The 13,936-nt window shown below is 71.6% G+C and carries 9 protein-coding genes and 1 pseudogene; 5 read left to right on the forward strand and 5 right to left on the reverse strand.

Annotated elements, in window-relative coordinates; genetic code table 11:
* A pseudogene (locus ACWCRB_RS44870) lies at nt 1–100 on the forward strand (ATP-binding protein); the annotation flags it as partial.
* A 113-nt stretch (nt 101–213) separates the two neighbouring features.
* On the opposite strand, the gene ACWCRB_RS44875 reads toward ACWCRB_RS44870, so the two are convergent.
* On the reverse strand, nt 214–975 hold the full coding sequence (locus ACWCRB_RS44875; protein ID WP_235477808.1) for a GOLPH3/VPS74 family protein: 762 nt from the start codon (nt 973–975) through the stop codon (nt 214–216).
* A gap of 221 nt (nt 976–1,196) precedes the next feature.
* On the opposite strand from ACWCRB_RS44875, the gene ACWCRB_RS44880 reads away from it, so the two are divergent.
* Nucleotides 1,197–4,184 carry a D-alanyl-D-alanine carboxypeptidase gene (locus tag ACWCRB_RS44880; RefSeq protein WP_451001585.1) on the forward strand — a complete coding sequence of 996 codons (2,988 nt, stop codon included), beginning with the start codon at nt 1,197–1,199 and terminating at the stop codon, nt 4,182–4,184.
* Nucleotides 4,185–4,261: 77 nt separating this feature from the next.
* Here ACWCRB_RS44880 and ACWCRB_RS44885 read toward each other — a convergent pair whose 3' ends face one another.
* The 4 genes from ACWCRB_RS44885 to ACWCRB_RS44900 form a co-directional block, all read right to left on the reverse strand.
* On the reverse strand, nt 4,262–6,019 hold the full coding sequence (locus ACWCRB_RS44885; RefSeq protein ID WP_451001586.1) for a hypothetical protein: 1,758 nt from the start codon (nt 6,017–6,019) through the stop codon (nt 4,262–4,264).
* Nucleotides 6,020–6,363: 344 nt separating this feature from the next.
* Nucleotides 6,364–7,257, reverse strand: a complete 894-nt coding sequence (locus ACWCRB_RS44890) for a MerR family transcriptional regulator (protein WP_451001580.1) — start codon at nt 7,255–7,257, stop codon at nt 6,364–6,366.
* A 77-nt stretch (nt 7,258–7,334) separates the two neighbouring features.
* Complete coding sequence (locus ACWCRB_RS44895) at nt 7,335–7,838, reverse strand: glutathione peroxidase (protein WP_451001581.1); 504 nt, start codon at nt 7,836–7,838, stop codon at nt 7,335–7,337.
* On the reverse strand, nt 7,835–8,842 hold the full coding sequence (locus ACWCRB_RS44900; protein WP_451001582.1) for a helix-turn-helix domain-containing protein: 1,008 nt from the start codon (nt 8,840–8,842) through the stop codon (nt 7,835–7,837). The genes ACWCRB_RS44895 and ACWCRB_RS44900 overlap by 4 nt, the downstream gene beginning before the upstream one ends.
* Nucleotides 8,843–8,919: 77 nt before the next feature.
* On the opposite strand from ACWCRB_RS44900, the gene ACWCRB_RS44905 reads away from it, so the two are divergent.
* The 3 genes from ACWCRB_RS44905 (at nt 8,920) to ACWCRB_RS44915 (ending at nt 13,901) form a co-directional block, all read left to right on the forward strand.
* Nucleotides 8,920–10,209: an MFS transporter gene (locus ACWCRB_RS44905; RefSeq protein WP_451001583.1), complete on the forward strand. Its 1,290-nt coding sequence runs from the start codon at nt 8,920–8,922 to the stop codon at nt 10,207–10,209.
* A 106-nt stretch (nt 10,210–10,315) separates the two neighbouring features.
* Entirely contained in the window at nt 10,316–12,190 is a 1,875-nt protein-coding gene (locus ACWCRB_RS44910; RefSeq protein ID WP_451001587.1) for an ABC transporter ATP-binding protein, read from the forward strand.
* Between the two features lie 169 nt (nt 12,191–12,359).
* On the forward strand, nt 12,360–13,901 hold the full coding sequence (locus ACWCRB_RS44915) for a hypothetical protein (protein WP_451001584.1): 1,542 nt from the start codon (nt 12,360–12,362) through the stop codon (nt 13,899–13,901).
* Nucleotides 13,902–13,936: the final 35 nt, after the last annotated feature.

The raw sequence follows: 13,936 nt of genomic DNA on the forward strand, positions 1-13,936 counted from the left end.
CAACGCCGTACGGCACACCGAGGGCCCCGCCGCCCTGCGCGTCCGCTGGTCCGCCGGCGTACTCCGCATCGGCGCCTGGGATGCGGGCCAGCGGCTCCCGAACCGGTCTTGGGGACTGCGGTGCGGCGCTGTTGAGGTCCTGCGTCCTGCGTCCTGCGTCGTGCGGGGTGGTGCGGTGCCTCGCCGATCGGGTGTTCGCCGTGGGACTGCGGCTCAGTGAGCCACGGCGCGCGCCATGGATCCGCGGTGCTGGTGCGGCTGCATCGGAACGCCGCGAGCGGGTTCCGGTGCGGACCTGGCTCCGGGGGCGGCCTGACGGCCGGCCGGTGCCGGGCTGCGACGCGGCTGGGCCGCGACGCCGTTCTGCACGTCCATGACAGCGTGGGCCACCAGTCCGCCCATGGGGTCGTGCCGGATCAGATCCCGCAGCCGGGAGCGGGACGAACGTCCCTCGTTACCCGGATACAGGTGCTTGCCGAGACCGACCGCATGGGCCAGCGCGGCGAGCGCCGCCGTCCGCGGGTCCGGCGGAACGCCGGTGCGGATGGCAGTGTCCAGTCGGGCTCTGATCTCCCGGCTGATCTCCGTGTCCGTCGCCTGATAGCGAGTCGTCGGAAGCACCCCGCACATCTGTCCCGCCACGGCATGCACCATGCCGCACCGCTCCAGATGCGAGAGGTAGGTCTGACGCAGCCCCAGGCGGGGCCCGCCAATCCAGTTCACTGCGCGTACGGGTGCTCCGCGTCGGCGAAGCAGTTCCAACGCACAGTCCAGTGTTGGATCTCCAGTCGGCCGTGGTACGACCACGGCGATACGATCCCCGTCCGGGGCTATCCGTCCGGCCAGCGCCAGCTCCACTAGCTGTGCTCCGGCCAGACCGAGGTCGAGCGACTGCGGCTGTGCGGTGGTGCCCGTGGCCGGGTCCAACGCCAGCAGAAGAAGCTCTTCCGGAATTGATCTGCGGCTCCTGCCCATCCATGCCTCCCCGCGTGGATGAATGACAGGGTGACCCCTCTCACATTCATCTGTCGAGAGGGCGTGACCGGTTCGTAGTGGAACCAGTAGGTATGTCGTTCTCGTCTACCGCAGGAGTCAAGGCTGCGCACAGGACACTGGTAGCTGGTTCGGACAGTGTCGTTCGGGCGGCGTTTTGACGGTTCACGGTTCGGTACACACGCACGGTGAGCGTGCGACGCATGGAGGAGGCATCGGTGGCGGGCGAGTTCCCCGACAGGTCGAAGCAGCGCGAGTCGTCGGAAGAACCGACGTCGGGGAGCGCGGGTCCGGTTCCCGGGGCCAGGGGTGAATCAGGCGCCGGGGCACGCGATCCACGGCTCGCGGTGGCCCGGGACCGGGAATCCACGGCACGAGGTGGCGTGGACACGGCGACCCGGGTGTTCTCCCGCCCGCCGCTCCCGGCGGACGAGGGCGACGCCGACGCGAGTACGCCGGACACGGCCCCGGAAGCCGAGAGCGAGCCCGAGGGCGCCGCCCCGGCCGGCGGTGGCACCGACGGCACGGGCAGCACCCGGCTGCGTGCGGCGGTGGCCGCGTGGGTCGCCAGCGCGGACGAGGGTGAGGGCAAGGACGGGTCCGAAGGCGCCGAGGGTGCCGCCGAGAAGGCCGGCCTCGATGCGGACGCCGACCCGGCCCCGGATACGGACGCCGCGGCCGAAGCCCCTGAGGGCGACGAGGAGCCCGCGGCGGACGCCGCCGCCGACGCCGGACCCGACGAGCCCTCCGAGGCCGCTGACGAGGCCCCTGAGGGCGCGGACGGGGTGTCCGGGGATGTCGACGAGGACTCCTCTGAGCCTGAGAGCGCACAGGAGAGCGAATCGACGCCCGGGACCGAACCGGAGCCCCGGTCCGAAGCCGATGCGGAGCGAGAGAGCGCGGCGAAGCCGAAGCCGGCCGAGGGCGCGGCCGAGCACAAGTCGCCCGCGGAGGCCGAGGGCGCGGCCGAGCCGAAGCTGGACGCGGGCGCGGTGACCGAGTCGAAGTCGGACGCGGACGCGTCCGCCGAGCCGAAGCCCGACGCGGAGGGTGCGGCCAACTCGAAGCCGGACCCGCGTGTGGTGGCCGAGTCGGACTCGGACGTGGAGGGCGTGGCCGACTCGAAGCCGAAGCTGGACGCGGAGTTCGAAGGTGCGGCCGAGTCGAAGCCGGACACGGAGGGCGCGGCCGACTCGAAGGCCAAGCCGGGTGCGGAGCCCGAGGACACGGCCGACTCGAAGTCGAAGCCGGACCCGCGTGTGGTGGCCGAGTCGAAGTCGGACTCGGACGTGGAGGGCGCGGCCGACTCGAAGCCGAAGCTGGACGCAGAGTCCGAGGGCGCGGCCGAGCCGAAGCCGGGGACCGAGGGCGCCGTCGGCTCGAAAGCCAAGCCGGATGTGGCCGAGCCGAAGTCGAAGTCGGGCGCGGAGCCCGAGGGTGCGGCCGACTCGAAGTCGAAGCCGGACGCCGACGCCGACAGTGACGCCGATGGCGGCGCTGCCCCTGACGTCGCCGCCGACCCCGCCCCCAAGCCCCCCGCCCCCAAGCCCCCCGTCGACCAGCCCACCGCCATCTTCAAGGCCGTACGCCCGCCCGCCGCGCCTCCGGTCGATCAGCCGACGACGATGCTCAAGCTGGGCGATGTCGCGGCCGGAAAGGCCGAGGCGGCCGAGGCGGACGTCAAGGACGGCAACGGTGAGTCCGTTGCTGAGCGCACCAGCAAATTCGTAGCTCTGAGGCAGCTGGACGACCCGGCCACCCGGAAGCCGCCGAGCGCCGCCGCGCTGCCCGCCGCCGAGACGGCCAACCCGCCCGCCGCCCAGTCGCCGAAGGCACCCGTCGCCGACGCCACCGCCGCGATCCCCCAGGTCGGGCCGGAGCGTACGACGCAGCAGCCGTTGCCTCCGTTGCCGCCGCTGGATCTGCTCGCGGAGCTGACGAACACGCCGCCGCCGCCGAACACCGCGGTGCGGACGATCGCGCGCCGGATCAAGATCTGGACGCCGGTGGTCGTCCTGTTGGCGATCGTCTTTGCAGTCGTACAGGTGCTGCGTCCGCTGCCCACCCCCGAGCTGACGCTGACCGCCGAGGACTCCTACACCTTCGACGGGGCGGCAGCCGCGCTGCCGTGGCCGTCCGAGGGGCAGGGCTGGATGGACGTCAACGGCATCGGGACCATGGGGAAGTTCGGCGAGCAGACGCCGGTCGCCATCGGGTCGGTCGCCAAGGCGATGACCGCGTACATCGTCCTCAAGGACCACCCGATGAAGTCGGGCGAGGAGGGCGCGAAGATCCCGGTCGACGCGACCGCCGAGACCGAGGGCGGTTACAACGTGCCCGGCAAGGACGAGTCGACCCTCCCCACCGTCAAGGCGGGCGACACCCTCACCGAGAAGCAGGCGCTGTCGGCCGTCATGATTCCGTCCGCGAACAACATCGCGCGGCTGCTGGCCCGTTGGGACGCGGGGACCGAGGCGGCGTTCATCAAGAAGATGAACGACACCGCCAAGGAACTCGGGATGAAGAACACCGTCTACACCGACGCCTCCGGCCTCAAGGAGACCACCGTCTCCACCGCCGAGGATCAGGTGAAGCTGGGCAACGAGCTGGTGAAGATCCCGGCGCTGACGGACATCACCAAGCTGCCCGTCTGGGTCGACCCGTCGGGCGAGAAGTGGGACAACTACAACCGTCTCGTCCCCTATAACGGCGCCATCGGCATCAAGACAGGCACTACCACCGCGGCCGGCGGCAACCTGCTCTACGCCGCCACCAAGGAGGTCGGCGGCGAGACGGTCACCGTCGTCGGCGCGATCCTCGGCCAGCACACGGTGCCGATCATCGACACCGTCAACGCGGTCAGCAAGACGGCGATGATCGCCGCCCGGGACGCGCTGCTCTCCTCGAAGATCCTGAAGAAGGGCGACGTCGTCGGATACGTCGACGACGGGCTCGGCGGGCACACCCCGGTCGTGCTGTCGAAGGACGTCACGGCGGTCGGCTGGGCCGGCATGAAGGTCGAGCTGTCGTTCGCCGCGGCCGAGGACCTGCCGCACACCGCGAAGGCGGGCACCACGGTGGGCACCCTCACCGTGGGCGACGGCAGCGGCGGCGCGGTGAAGGTACCGGTGCAGCTCCAGACGGACCTGGTCGAGCCCGGCTACGACAAGAAGCTGACCCGGGTCGGCTGAGCGGCACAGGGACAGGACAAGGAGAAGGGCCCCGGTCGGTACCGACCGGGGCCCTTCTCCTTGTCCTGATTACCTGATTACTTGTCCGCTTCCTTCTCCTTCTCGTGGGCCTTCTCCACGGCCTCGCACTCCATCGTCGTGTCCTGGGAAGGACCGCCGTACGCCGAGCTGATCCGGATGTCGCCGGGCCGCTCGACGGTCAGCCTGGTGAACTCGCCCTCGTCCGTCAGACAGCCGTTCTCCGCCCACAGCCAGGGCGAGTACGCGATCCGCACGGTCACCTCGCCCGCCTTCGGCATCCGGACGACGAGGTTGGCGCCGTCGGCGCTGACCACGGAGGCGGGCTTGTCGACCAGCGGGGTCGCGTTCTTGACCCGGTAGATCTTCCAGTTGGCGTCCTCCCAGACCGGCTGGAGATAGCTCGGCCCGCTGGACACCAACGCGTGCTCCAGCTTCGCCGGGCCGTCCGGTTCGCCGTTGACGAGGACGACGAAGCCCACCGCCCACTGGGAGAGCCAGGCCTTGTAGGCGGAGGCGGAGAAGCCGCCCTCGGGCTCCTCGGTGCCGCCGTGGCCCTCGTAGAAGAGCCGGCCCCGCTCGACGTCCGCCTGGCGGTTCCAGCCGCGGGCCATGTTGATGTACGGGGCGAGGATGGCGGCCTCGCGGTGGTCGCGGGCCGGGACGACCTCGACGCGTGTCTCCTCGGCGCCCAGCCGCTTCAGCTCGTTCACGACACCGTCTGTCTTCACGGCCCACTCCGGCACCGAGGTGTTGGTGACGATGTCGGCGATCGTCTTGCCCGACAGCCAGCTCACCGCGACCGTCATGGCGAGCCCGAGCGCCACCATGCGCCGCCGGGACGTGAACCAGGGGAGGGGGAGCGGCACCCGGGCCGTGAACCGGGGAAGGAGCGTCGGCCGGGGAGTGTCGGTGGCAGCCGGGACGGCAGCCCCGTCCGGCTGCTCGTCCCGGTCCCCCACGGGCTCCTCGCCCGGCCGCTTCTCCGTGCGGTACATCATGATCGCGAGCAGGGTCGCCGGGGCCGCCAGTTCCGAGAGCCGCTCGACGTTCGTACCGATCGGGGTCGGGATCAGATAGCAGAGGACCACGCCGAGCGCGTACACCGCGGCGCCGAGACGCAGCGTGCGCCAGGCGCTCGGGGCCGTCAGGACGACGATCGCGCACAGCACGACCGGCGGCCATATACGGGCGAACGGCATCGGCTGCTCGCCCTCGAACGGGAACAGCAGCGTCGTCACGCCCACGACGACCACCGGGGGCACCAGCAGGGCCGCGGCCCTGCCCCAGTCGCGGGACAGGAAGTAGGCGGCGCCGACGACGAGGACGAACAGGCCGGCGACCGGGCTGCCGGTGGTGGCCAGCGTCGCGCACAGCGCGGCGGCACCGAGATGCCGGACGCCGCGCCCGCTCACCACCGCGAGCACGGCCGCCATCCCGAAGGCGGTGCCCAGCACGAACGTCGAGCGCCCCGAGATCACCTGGCACCACAGCGAGAAGCCGACCGCCATCGCCGGCCACATCGGCTTGCGCACGCCCGTGCGCGCGACCAGTTCCGCGCCGAGGACCGTGGCGGTGACCCCGGACAGCATGGTCGTCGCGACGACCCCTATGGCGGCCATCAGATACGGGGACATCAGGCTGTAGTTGGCCGCGTGCAGACCGCCGTACCAGAACAGGTTGTATGCGGAGCCCGGGTACATCTTCGCGAACTCGGCCCACGCCACCTGGGCGGCCAGGTCGCCGCCGCCGGTCGCGAACACCGCCCACCACACGAAGTACAGCGGCACCGCACAGGCGGTCACCGTCAGGGCCACCCGGTGGCGCTCGTGCCACACCCCACGTGCCTGCGTGGGCTTGTCGGCGCGCAAGGCAGGTCTGCGTGGGGTCAGCTCGGCAAAGGCCACTGCAATTCCGTTTCGGTTCGGCTCGGGCGCGCGCACGTGACTGGCGGGTGTCTGTCCGGTGGAGGTCTCTCCGGGGTAGACGCTAACCGTCCCCCGGGAGTTGGCTTACACGCCCCCATGTGACCAGGTGGTGACCGGGGCATGACGGAATAGAGCCCCATCAGCTTGAGACGGTTCCCGGGCGGGCGCGACCGGATAATTCCGGCCGCGCCCTTCAGGACATCCGCAGGACAATCCGCAGCGGATCCTCAGGATCAGATGGGGAACGCGATGTCACACACCGCGTCGTCCGGCCCCGCCGCCTCCCAGTCCGCGAAGTACACCTCGCGGCACGGCCCCGTCGCCTCGATCCCCTGCCCGGCCATCCACCGCTCCACCGCCTCGAACGCGGCGATGATCTGCGGGTGGGCGACCTGCGCCTTACTGATCCGCGTGTACGCGAGCCGCCGGGCCGGTTCCACCCGTACCGCCGTCCCCCGGGCCCGCCCGTGCGTCTCGGCCCAGGCCCGCGCGGCGGCTTCGTCGCCGACCGGGACGCACGACTCGGCCGGGCCGTCGCTCTCCATGGACACCTCGGAGTGGTAGACGACGAACGGCGCCGCCGTCACACCCCCGCACTCCTGTGCGCCCGCCTCCAGCCGCCCGAGCGACGCCCCGATCCACGCGGGCAACTCATCCGCGAGAGTGTGCCGCGTCTCCGTCAGCACCACCCGCTCGGGTACGTCCACCGTCTCCACCGCGAACTTCCCGTACAGCTCGTCCATCTCGTAGCTCCTCCCGGACAGTCGTCCACGGAGGTAGTCGGACAGCGTGCGCCGGCTCGCGTGCCGCGCCTCGACGTCCGCCCAGTAGGCGGCGAGCCGCCCGGAAGCGGCCGGCCCGTCCCGCTCGGTCAGCTCCACCAGTTCGCCGATCAGGGCGAGCGGCATGTCCAGCTGCCGCAGCAGGGCCACCAGGCGGGCGCGTTCGGTCTGCGCGGGCCGGTAGTAGCGGTAGCCGCTCACCTCGTCGACGTGCGCGGGGGCGAGCAGCCCCAGCCGGTCGTACAGCCGCAGGGCCTTGGCCGAGAGCCGGGCCCGCGCGGCGAACGCGCCGATGGTGAGCAGCTCGTCGTCCCGGTCCACGTTCACTCCGACATCCTCCGTCACCGGGCACGGTCGGCCCGGTGACACAGGACGCTCGTCCTTGCCCCAGGGACAAGGTCAACCCAGGTGGACGGAGGAGGTCAGCCGAGGGCCTTCTCCAGGGCGCCGACCAACTCCGCCGTCTCCGGCTCGGTCTGCGGGGAGAAACGGGCGACGACCTGGCCGTCGCGGCCGACGAGGAACTTCTCGAAGTTCCAGCGGATGTCGCCGGTGTGGCCCTCGCCGTCGGCGAAGCCCACCAGGCGGTCGTAGAGGGTGTGCCGGGCGTCCCCGTTGACCTCGACCTTCTCGGTCATCGGGAAGGTCACGCCGTACGTCGCCGAGCAGAACTCGGCGATCTCCTCGGAGCTGCCGGGCTCCTGGCCCATGAACTGGTTGCAGGGCACCCCGAGCACGGTGAAGCCCTGCTCGGCGTACCGCGCCTGGAGCTTCTCCAGGCCCGCGTACTGCGGGGTCAGCCCGCACTTGGAGGCGACGTTGACGATGAGGACGGCCTTACCCGCGTACTGGGCGAGGTCCGCGGAACCGCCCGTGAGGGCACCGATCTCGACATTCAGGGGGGAAGAACTGGCATCTGTGGTCATAAGCGGATGCTAGCTCCGGTAGTTGTCGTGCCGGCTCCCGCCCCCGAAGCCGTGACCAAGACCTCACCGGCCGCCGTACGCGAGTACAGCACCGACCGCCCCGCCCGCCGCCGCTCCACCAGCCCCGCGTCCAGCAGCACCCGCAGATGCCGCCCGACCGAGCCGAGCGCCTGCCCGGTCACGGCGGTCAGCTGGGTGGTACTGAGGGGTGAGTCGAGGAGGACGAGCACGGCGGCCCGGGCCGGTCCCAGGAGCGCCCCGAGAGCGGCCGGCGCCGTACGCCCGTCGCGGTGCTCGGCCAGCGCCCCCGCGCAGGGATAGATCACGGCGTACCGTTGCGGCTCCTCCCACGCCACCCACCCCGCTTTCGGCGTCACGGGTACGAAGACCAGCTCGGCGCCGGAGATCTCGCGGGGCGGGTACTCGTGCAGATTGACCTGGAGCCGGTTGCCGCCGAGCCAGCGCGTGCCGGGCCGCAGCGCGTCCAGCACAGCGGCCCAGCCGCCCTGACCGACCTGCGCGGTCCGCGCGACCACATCGGCTTCGAGGACGCGCCGGCGCCGGTCCCAGTACGGGCGTACGGCCTCCTCCCACACGTGGGTGAGGAGGTCGGCGGCGCGTTCCGGGAGGTCGTCCCGGTCGGCGAGGGTGGCGGGCAGCGGGCCGGGGCGGGAGCGGACGAGGTGGTCGCGGGCGAGGGCGGGGGCGACCGCGCGGACACGCGCGACGGCCTCCTCGAACGTCTCGCCGTACCGGGGGGTGGGGGTCAGGAAGTCGGCGATCCAGTCGCGGCCGAGCCCGACGCGGACGAGGAGGGCAGTGGTGGGATCGTGCGCCAGACGGTGGCGGTACGCGGGCAGGTGGGCGGTCAGCCAGGCGCGCTCGCCGGGGTGCGTGGCTGTCCCGGTGTGCAGCAGCCGGAGGCTCGCGAAGGTCTCGGCGAGGGGCGAGATGACGAACCGGCTGCGGGCGAGGGTGTCGGCGTTCACCTGCCACCAGCCCATGTTCGCGCCCCCTCACTGACCTTTCGTGTGTGCGCGAAACAATAACGGGGGTCCGGCGCCCCTCGCAGACTCCCCGGATGCGCAGCTACTCCGCCCTGTTCCGCACCCGCGAGTTCACACCCCTCTTCCTCTCCACGGCGCTCAGATCCGCCGCCTCGACGATCGGCGGCCTGGCCCTCGCCACCCTCACCTACCGCGCCACCGGCTCGCCCCTGCTCTCCGCGCTGAGCATGTTCGGCCCCCAACTCGCCCAGGTGGTGGGCGCGACGACCCTCCTCTCGGCCTCCGACCGCCTGCCCCCGCGCGCGACGCTGACGGGCATCGCGCTGGCCTTCGCCCTCGGTACGGCGGCGATGGCGACCCCGGGCCTGCCGATCGGCGCGCTCTTCGCCCTGCTGTTCGCCATGGGGCTGATCGCGTCGCTGGGGGCGGGGGTCGGCTGGGGTCTGCTGAACGAGATCCTGGCCAAGGAGGGCTATCTGCTGGGGCGTTCGGTCTTCAACATGTCCAACGGGCTGATGCAGATCGCGGGTTTCGCGACGGGCGGTGTCCTGGTGGCGACCCTCTCTCCGCGCACCACGCTCCTCACCTCCGCGGCCCTCTACCTGGCAGGCGCCCTGGTGACCCGTCTGGGCCTGAGCCGCCGCCCGCCCCGCCTCTCCGGCCGCCCGTCCATCGCCCAGACCTGGCGTACGAACGCCCAGTTGTGGTCGGTACGCCCGCGCCGCCTCACCTACCTGGGCCTCTGGATCCCCAACGGCCTGGTCGTCGGCGTCGAGTCCCTGTACGTGTCCTACGACCCGGGATCCGCGGGCACCCTCTTCGCCTGTGCGGCCCTCGGCATGCTGATCGGGGACGTGACGATCGGCCGGTTCGTGCCACCCCGGTTGCGGCGCCAACTGGCCGTGCCCCTACTCCTGTTGCTGGCCGCGCCGAACCTGCTCTTCGCCTTCGGGCCCGGGGTGTGGGTGGCCGCGCTGACGGTGTGCGTGGCCTCGGTCGGGTACGGCGCCAGCCTCGTCCAGCAGGAACGTCTGATGTCCCTCACCCCGCCTGAACTCTCCGGCCACGCCCTGGGGTTGCACTCCGCCGGCATGCTCACGATGCAGGGCGTGAGCGCGGCCCTGGCGGGCACGATCGCCCAACTCACGTCCCCGGGCGCGGCGATGACGGTGATGGCGGCGGGGTCGGTGTGTGTGACGGTGGGGCTGGTGGTGGCGGGGCGGCGAGCGGAGCGCGGCAGGGCCGAGAACGAGTGCGCCACGCCCGCGGCGCGGGCAGAGATGGGCGTGACCCATGCGCCTGGGCCGCGTGGGCGCGACTCGACCGGCTCGCCAAGGGGGACCCACCCGGATGACGACGCGTGACGAACGTACGAAGAAGGCGGAGCAGGCGACCGAGGGGGAATCCGGCACCGACGACGGTGTCTCCGAGTCCGAACGGCTGTTGTTCGGGGGGCCGTTGCGGTACGACATGGGGTGGAACCAGCATCAGGGGTCGTTTCTGGAGCTGGGGCTGCGGACCATGGTCGGGCGGATGCCCCGGCTGATCGGCGCCACCGTCCGGCTCGCCCACCGCGCCGATCCGCGCGCTCTGCGTACGGTCGCCGTCGCGGAGTTGGGCGGGGGAGTGGCGCAGGCCGTCGGGCTCGTGGCCGTCAACCGGGTGCTCGCCCAGCTGCTGGGCGGCGGGGCCACCACCGACCGGTTGCGGGACGCCGTACCGGCGCTGGTCGTCGTCGCGGTCACCGCGCTCGTCGGGGCACTGTTGCGGTCCGCGTCCACCGCCGGGACCGGGCGGCTTGAGCCCAAGGTGTTCCGGGTGGCGACCGAGGAGTATCTGGAGCGGGTGGCCCGAGTTGAACTGGCCGCCGTCGAGGACGAGGAGTTTCACAAGCTCCTCGATTCCGCTCAGTGGGGGGCCGAGTCCGCGCGGCGCATGATCCGGTTCTGTACGTCCGTCATGACCGCGACCATCGCGCTGATCGCCGCCGCCGGTGTGCTCACCGTGCTGCATCCGGCCCTGCTGCCCCTCCTCGCGCTGATGACGCTGCCCAGTGCCTGGAGCGCGCTCACCATCGCCCGACGGCGGTACGTCTCCTTCCACACCTGGGTCCAACATGCCCGCGCCGGGCAGCTGTTGGGGCGGCTGCTGATCGACACCGAGGCCGCGCCCGAGGTGCGGGTGCACAACATCGGGCCGTTTCTGCTGCGCCACTTCCGGACCATGGCCGAGACGGGGGAGCGGGAACAGACCCGGCTCGCCTCGCTGGCCGCCCGTACCGGGCTGATCGCCTCCGGGTGGACCGGTATCGCGACCGCCGGTGCGTACGGTGTCCTCGGGCTGCTGCTGTGGACCGGGGCCATGGATCTGGCTGTCGCCGGTACGGCGGTCATCGCCATCCGGACCGGGTCCGCCAACCTGGAGGCGCTCGTCGTCCAGCTCAACTACCTCTACGAGGAAAGCCTGTTCGTGGCTGATCTGGAGCGGTTGTGCCAGGAGGCGGACCGGCGGCTCATCCCCGAGACGGGTGTCAAACTGCCTGCCCGCGTCGACGCCATCCGCTTCGAGAACGTCTCCTTCACCTACCCGGGCACGGCCACCGAACCCGCCCTCGACGCCGTGAACGTCACCATCCCGACCGGCCGTATCGTCGCGCTGGTCGGCAACAACGGCAGCGGGAAGTCGACGCTGGCCAAGCTGCTGTGCGGGCTGTACGCGCCCGACGCCGGCCGCATCCTCTGGGACGGGCTCGACTCCACCGAGCTGGACCGCACCGACCTCTTCGACCGGATCGCGGTCGTCGCCCAGGACTTCTACCGCTGGCCCTTCACCGCCCGCGTCAACATCGCCATCGGCCGCCCCGACGCCCCGCACGAGGACGAACTCCTGCACGCCGCCGCCGAGTACGCGGGCGCCGACGAGACCATCGCCGCCCTGCCCCGGGGCTGGGACACCCTCCTCGCCCGTGGCTACAAGGGCGGCCACCAGATCTCCGGGGGGCAATGGCAGCGCCTCGGCATCGCCCGCGCCCGGCACCGCGACGCCCGCATCCTTGTCGTCGACGAACCGACCAGCGCCCTGGACGCGGAGACCGAGCAGCGCGTCTTCGACCAGATCCGCAGCCTCGCCGCGGCGGGCCAGACGATCATCCTGATCACCCACCGGCTGCACAGCGTCCGGCACGCGGACGAGATCTACGTCCTGGAACGGGGCCGGGTCGCCGAACACGGCACGTTCGACGACCTGATGAGGGCCGAGGGGGAGGGGCCGGGACTGTTCCGGCGGATGTATCTGGTGCAGTCGGAGCAGTACCGCCTCGACGGAGAGCAGCGAGCCGGGGAGTGATCCACATCACGAGCGTGTGATGTGAAGAAAGTGAAGGAAGCGTGCCTCGTGGGGTGCGCGGGGCTGGCATGCTCATGCGTGGCTACTGAGGGGTAACCATTCGTGTTCCACCCCAACCCCCGTGCCCCGTCCCCCAGTTCGATCAACTCGATCCCGAGGACCCCCACGCGTGCACAAGCTCACCAGACATGCCCTACTGGCGTCCGTCACCGTCGCCGCCCTGCTCACCACCGGCTGCTCCGCAAGCTCGTCCCCGGACGTGGAGAGTGCGGGCGCGGCTGCGGCCGAGACCCCGACCGCCTCCTCCACGCCGGACCAACTCGCCGTCGTACAAGCCCCGTTGGGCAAGTCGGCGCCGACCGCCCTCGCCACCCAGGACGCCACGGAGACCGGCGACGCGGCGCAGAAGTCCTCGCTCAAGGTCGCCTCGTACGACAAGAAGAGCGGGCGGGCGGTCATCGCCGCCAAGTCGGCCACCGTGAACCCCTCTTCGCCCTCCTCCCCCGAGAGTTCCTCCCCCTCGCCCTCCGCGTCGGAGACGGCCGCCGCTCCGGTCGCCGTCGGTGACGTCATCGCCAGTGCCCCGGCTCCCGGTGCGCCCGACGGTCTGCTGGCCGAGGTGACGAAGGTCGTCGGGGAGGACGCGAGCGGCGGTACGGAGGTCGTCACCAAGGCCGCCGAACTCAGCTCCGTACTCGGTGAGTCCAAGGCCGAGGGCGAGGTCCCGGTCGACCCGGCCGCCATCGAGGTCGAGCCGCTCGTCGAGGGTGTGAAGGTCTCCTGGGCGAAGACCGGCGACCTCACCTTCGGCCCCGAGGGCGCCAAGCTGCCGCTGGGCAGTCTGCGTATCGACGTGGGCGCCGCGATCGCCACCGCCGAGGGCGCTCCCGCCTCGGCGGCGGCCTCCGTGGAGGGCTTCGTCCAGCTCGCGCCCGAGGTCGCCTTCTCGTACGACGGTTCCGGCAGCGGGACCGGCTCGGCGCCCGGCGGTGCCTTCCTCGGGCTGACCGGTGACTGGGCCTCGCAGTGGTCGCTGAAGGGCCGCGCGGCCGGGACCACCACGACCGACGGCAAGCCGCTGCGCATCCCCTTCGCGCAGCTGCACGCCGACCCCGTCATCCAGGCGGGCCCGGTCCCGATCGTCGTCAACCTCGACCTGGTCTGCTACTTCCAGGTCGCCGCCGACGGCACGGTGACCGTCGACGTCGAGCAGGACCTCAAGGGCGACTTCCGCGTCGGCGGCACCTTCTCCTGGAGCAAGGGCTGGACGCCGGTCAGCGAGTCCGCGATGACCGGGACGCCGCTGGACGTGAACGTCACGGCGACCGGTGACGTCAAGGCGTCGCTGGGCGCGGAGGCCTCGATCGGCCTGTACGGCACGGTCGGTGTCAGCGCCGACCTCGCCCCGTATCTCCGCGTGGAGGCGGACGCGGTGGCGGAAGGGTCGAGCGACGGGACGGGGTCGGCGAGCGGCTCCTGGGCGCTGTACGGGGGCGTGGACCTCTCCGGCGCCCTCCAGATCCAGCTGACCATCTTCGGTACGCCCATCTTCCAGCACCGGATTCCGCTGGGGGAGCTGCACCAGGAGTGGCCGTTGGCGAAGGGTGAGGCGACGGCGACGACACCGCCCGTGTCGGTGAACCTCCGCCACCCTCCAGCCGCGCGGCCACCTGAGGGGTGGTGTCCGTCGACGCGTTGTCCGCGACCGTGATGCGGAACGCGTACGGGAACGTGCGCTTGAGGTGC

It is taken from the genome of Streptomyces sp. NPDC002156 (assembly GCF_053593675.1).

What these genes read in the sequence shown, in the direction of transcription:
- ACWCRB_RS44875 (WP_235477808.1), bottom strand. Translation starts at nt 975, where the DNA reads ATGGGCAGGAGCCGCAGATCAATTCCGGAAGAGCTTCTTCTGCTGGCG.
- ACWCRB_RS44880 (WP_451001585.1), top strand. Translation starts at nt 1,197, where the DNA reads ATGGAGGAGGCATCGGTGGCGGGCGAGTTCCCCGACAGGTCGAAGCAG.
- ACWCRB_RS44895 (WP_451001581.1), bottom strand. Translation starts at nt 7,838, where the DNA reads ATGACCACAGATGCCAGTTCTTCCCCCCTGAATGTCGAGATCGGTGCC.
- ACWCRB_RS44900 (WP_451001582.1), bottom strand. Translation starts at nt 8,842, where the DNA reads ATGGGCTGGTGGCAGGTGAACGCCGACACCCTCGCCCGCAGCCGGTTC.
- ACWCRB_RS44905 (WP_451001583.1), top strand. Translation starts at nt 8,920, where the DNA reads ATGCGCAGCTACTCCGCCCTGTTCCGCACCCGCGAGTTCACACCCCTC.
- ACWCRB_RS44910 (WP_451001587.1), top strand. Translation starts at nt 10,316, where the DNA reads ATGGGGTGGAACCAGCATCAGGGGTCGTTTCTGGAGCTGGGGCTGCGG.